Here is a 3,351-nt window from a genome sequence, read left to right as displayed (position 1 = left end):
ATCCAGCGGCGCGGCCGTGGAGTACAGCCCGTCGGTGAGGGCCCCGTAGGGCTTGGCGTCGGGGCCGCGACTGCCGATCAGGGCCGGGCGCCCGGGCAGGTCCAGCCAGCTGCTGGCCAACAGCTGCCAGCGCTCGGCGACCGACATCGCCGTGTAGCGGTCGGTGGCGATCGTCGGCGCCCAGTACGGTGCCTCGCCGGTGACCGGTTCGGGGTCGGGCATGCCGCTTGCGATCAATCCGGCCGCGGCCGCGACTTCGAGGAGCAGGCCCAGCCGCTGCTCCTCGATGCCGGTCACCTTGCTCAGCCGTTTGACTTCACGGATCCCCAGGCCGCCGCTGCGCAGCTCGGAAACCGGCGCGGTGGAAAGGGTTTCGAGCAGGACGTCGACCTCGCGCAGCAGGTCGATGACGGCCCCGGCGGCCGCGGCGTCGGCATCCTCGGGCGTGGTGGTCGACACCACCGGGTCGGGTGCCGTCAGTTGCGTGGGGCCGGGCTGCTCGCCGCGCAACAGCTGCCCGACGTGGCGGGGCAGGATCACCGTCTCGGCGTCGATGCGCCGCAGCAGGCCCATGGCCAGCAGCTGGGGCACCGGCCGGTCGGTGGGCGCGCCGGGCGCGGCGTCACGGGTGCGTCCCATCGGCGAGCCCTCGAGAAGCTTCTCCACAACGTCGAGCTGTGCCTGGCTGAGGTCGTCGATCAGGGCGGCGATCTGTTCGGCGCTGCGCGAGGTGTCCTCGAGGATGACCTGACCCGGATGCCACGGCATGCCCGTCGCAGCGTCGGGGGCGACCCGCAGCGTGGCTTCGCCCCAGACCAAGGCGCGTTGCCGCAGGTCGTCGACCGCCTCTAGGACGTCGGTTTCGGTGGCGCGGTCACCGATCAGCGCCAGCAGCTTCGGGGTGGGCACCGGCTCGGCGTCGGCCTGCAGCACCAGCAGCGCGTCGAGCACGGCCAGGCGCAGGAAGTCCAGGTCGTCGGTGCCGGCCTTGATCGACTGGCGGGCCTGGGCGCGGGCGGCCAGTGCGGCGATGCTGCCGGGCGGGGGCTGGGCGAGGTCCGGCCGCAACTCCAACAGTCGGATCAGCTGCTCATCGGATAACTCGGCCAGCCACGACCCCAGCGGGATATCCGGGGTGTTGTCGGTCATTGCTGACCAGCGTAAAGCAGGTCGCGGCTACCGAGCAGACCTCGACGGCCCATCGACGCACCTGGGCACATGCCCCTGAGTCCGACGGCGACGCGTCGCGAACTCCGGTCTTGCGCCACACGCGCATTGCCACCTGTAAGAATGGACGTCGTGGCTGACACTGCAGAGGGCAAAGCGCGCAAGACCAAGTACGTCGACAATGGCTGGCCGACGACGGACCCCGACGACCACGCGGTCAGCGAACTCGTGACCGATCGCACGGGTGCGCTGTCGCCCTTCGGCGAGCTGGTGTTCCCGCTGCCCTCCACCGAGCTGCCCTACCTGCACCCGGTCACCGTCGTCAATCGGTAGGTCGCCAGATGGCCAGGGCCTCTGAGGCCTCGCAATCCTCGGCGAACTGGGCCTCCAACGAGCCCGGCTCGGGCGGGCTGTCGCATCTGGACGACCACGGCGCGGCGCACATGGTCGACGTCAGCGAGAAGGTAGCAACCAAGCGGACCGCGGTCGCCGCGGGTGTCCTGCGCACCTCGGCGCACGTGGTGGCGCTGATCTCGACCGGTGGCCTGCCCAAGGGCGACGCGCTGGCCACCGCCCGGGTGGCCGGGATTCAGGCAGCCAAGCGCACCAGCGACCTCGTCCCGCTATGTCATCAGCTCGCGCTCACGGGGGTCGACATCGACTTCACGGTAGGCGAGTCTGAGATCGAGATCATCGCAACGGTGCGAAGCACCGACCGCACGGGGGTGGAGATGGAAGCGCTCACGGCCGTCAGCGTCGCGGGCCTGACGCTCTACGACATGATCAAGGCGGTAGACCCGGCCGCACGGATCGACGACATTCGAGTGCTGCGCAAGGAAGGCGGCAAGACCGGAAGGTGGGCGCGCCCATGAGCACCCGTTCAGCCCGCGTCATCATCGCCTCGACCCGCGCGTCGTCGGGCGTGTACGACGACCGATGCGGCCCGATCATCACCGAATGGCTGGCCGAGCGCGGCTTTTCGGCCGAGCAGCCCGAAGTCGTCGCCGACGGGCCGCCGGTCGGCGACGCGCTGCGCACGGCGATCGACGCCGAAGTCGACGTCATCATCACCTCGGGTGGCACCGGCATCTCGCCGAGCGACAGCACCCCGGACCAGACCGTGGCCGTCGTCGACTACCTGATCCCGGGGCTGGCCGAAGTGATCCGCCAGTCGGGCCTGCCCAAGGTGCCGACGTCGGTGCTGTCGCGCGGCGTGTGCGGCGTGGCCGGCCAGACGCTGATCGTCAACCTGCCCGGTTCGCCCGGCGGGGTGCGCGACGGCCTCGGAGTGCTCGCCGATGTGCTGGATCACGCGCTCGACCAACTCGCCGGTAAAGATCACCAGCGATGACGCTCGTGGTGCGCGCTGCCATGACCGAGCACCCGATTTCACTGGCCGAGCATGAAGAGTTGGTGGGCCATCAGTCGGCCGGGGCCATCGTGGGGTTCGTCGGCGTGATCCGCGACCACGACGGCGGACGGCGCGTGGTGCGGCTCGAGTACTCCGCGCACCCGTCGGCCGAGCAGGTCATCGCCGACGTGGTCGCCGATGTGGCCGGGCAATCCAGCGGTGTGCGTGCCGTAGCCGCCAGCCACCGGATCGGCGCGCTGCGCATCGGAGAGGCGGCCCTGGTGGCGGCGGTCGCCGCCGATCACCGGCAGGCGGCGTTTGCCACCTGCGCGCATCTGGTGGACACCATCAAGGCCCGGCTTCCGGTGTGGAAGCACCAATTTTTCGCCGACGGAACCGAGGAGTGGGTGGGCTCGGCCTGACGTCCTGGCCGCGACCCCCGTCGCGAACGGCGCGTGGTGGCGAGTGATGCGCCGTGCCCAACACGCCCCGAAGAGGAGGGTTTTCGGGGCGTGTGGGGAGTCTGGCGGCGTTAGGCGCTGGGTGACGGCTGAGCGAGAGCGTCCAGCGCGTCGTTGCCCTGAACGTCCTGCGCCCGGATCGCGTCCCACAGCTGCTGCGTGTAGGCGGTGTCCTCGACGTGCTGAGGCATGCCGGCCGGTACGAAGCCGTGGAAGTCCGTGTCCACGACGGGCGGAGCGTCCGCGGGGGGCGCGGGCGGCATGGCGTCGGCCGGCGGCGGGGCGTCGGCCGGAGGGGCGGGCGGGAGGGCGTCCGCCGGAGGCGCGGGCGGCAGGTCCGCCGGCGGTGGCGGCGGGGCGTCCGGCGCTGCG

Annotated in this window: 4 protein-coding genes and 2 pseudogenes; 4 read left to right on the top strand and 2 right to left on the bottom strand. The window is 71.2% G+C overall.

Translation table 11 applies throughout. From position 1 onward, the window contains the following. Positions 1–1,149: pseudogene (locus DQP57_RS26335) on the bottom strand (helicase-associated domain-containing protein); the annotation flags it as partial. Between the two features lie 150 nt (positions 1,150–1,299). Here DQP57_RS26335 and DQP57_RS26330 point away from each other — a divergent pair. The 4 genes from DQP57_RS26330 to DQP57_RS26315 are packed head-to-tail and all read left to right on the top strand — an operon-like array spanning position 1,300 to position 2,940. Next, entirely contained in the window at positions 1,300–1,500 is a 201-nt protein-coding gene (locus DQP57_RS26330; RefSeq protein ID WP_067351092.1) for a hypothetical protein, read from the top strand. Between the two features lie 8 nt (positions 1,501–1,508). Next, entirely contained in the window at positions 1,509–2,039 is a 531-nt protein-coding gene (gene moaC / locus DQP57_RS26325) for a cyclic pyranopterin monophosphate synthase MoaC (RefSeq protein ID WP_112635835.1), read from the top strand. Then, positions 2,036–2,518, top strand: coding sequence for a MogA/MoaB family molybdenum cofactor biosynthesis protein (locus DQP57_RS26320; RefSeq protein ID WP_112635841.1), 483 nt, complete (start codon positions 2,036–2,038; stop codon positions 2,516–2,518). Before moaC ends, DQP57_RS26320 begins: the two co-directional genes overlap by 4 nt. Then, positions 2,515–2,940, top strand: a complete 426-nt coding sequence (locus DQP57_RS26315) for a molybdenum cofactor biosynthesis protein MoaE (RefSeq protein ID WP_112635833.1) — start codon at positions 2,515–2,517, stop codon at positions 2,938–2,940. Before DQP57_RS26320 ends, DQP57_RS26315 begins: the two co-directional genes overlap by 4 nt. Positions 2,941–3,050: 110 nt before the next feature. Here DQP57_RS26315 and DQP57_RS27385 read toward each other — a convergent pair. Further along, positions 3,051–3,351 (bottom strand): annotated as a pseudogene (locus DQP57_RS27385) (transglycosylase family protein); the annotation flags it as partial.

Origin of the sequence: Mycobacterium colombiense (assembly GCF_003284935.1) — a bacterium.
Lineage (GTDB): Bacteria > Actinomycetota > Actinomycetes > Mycobacteriales > Mycobacteriaceae > Mycobacterium > Mycobacterium arosiense_A.
The sequence above is the reverse complement of the archived record's forward strand: the minus strand, read 5'-3'. Positions and strand labels throughout refer to the sequence as shown.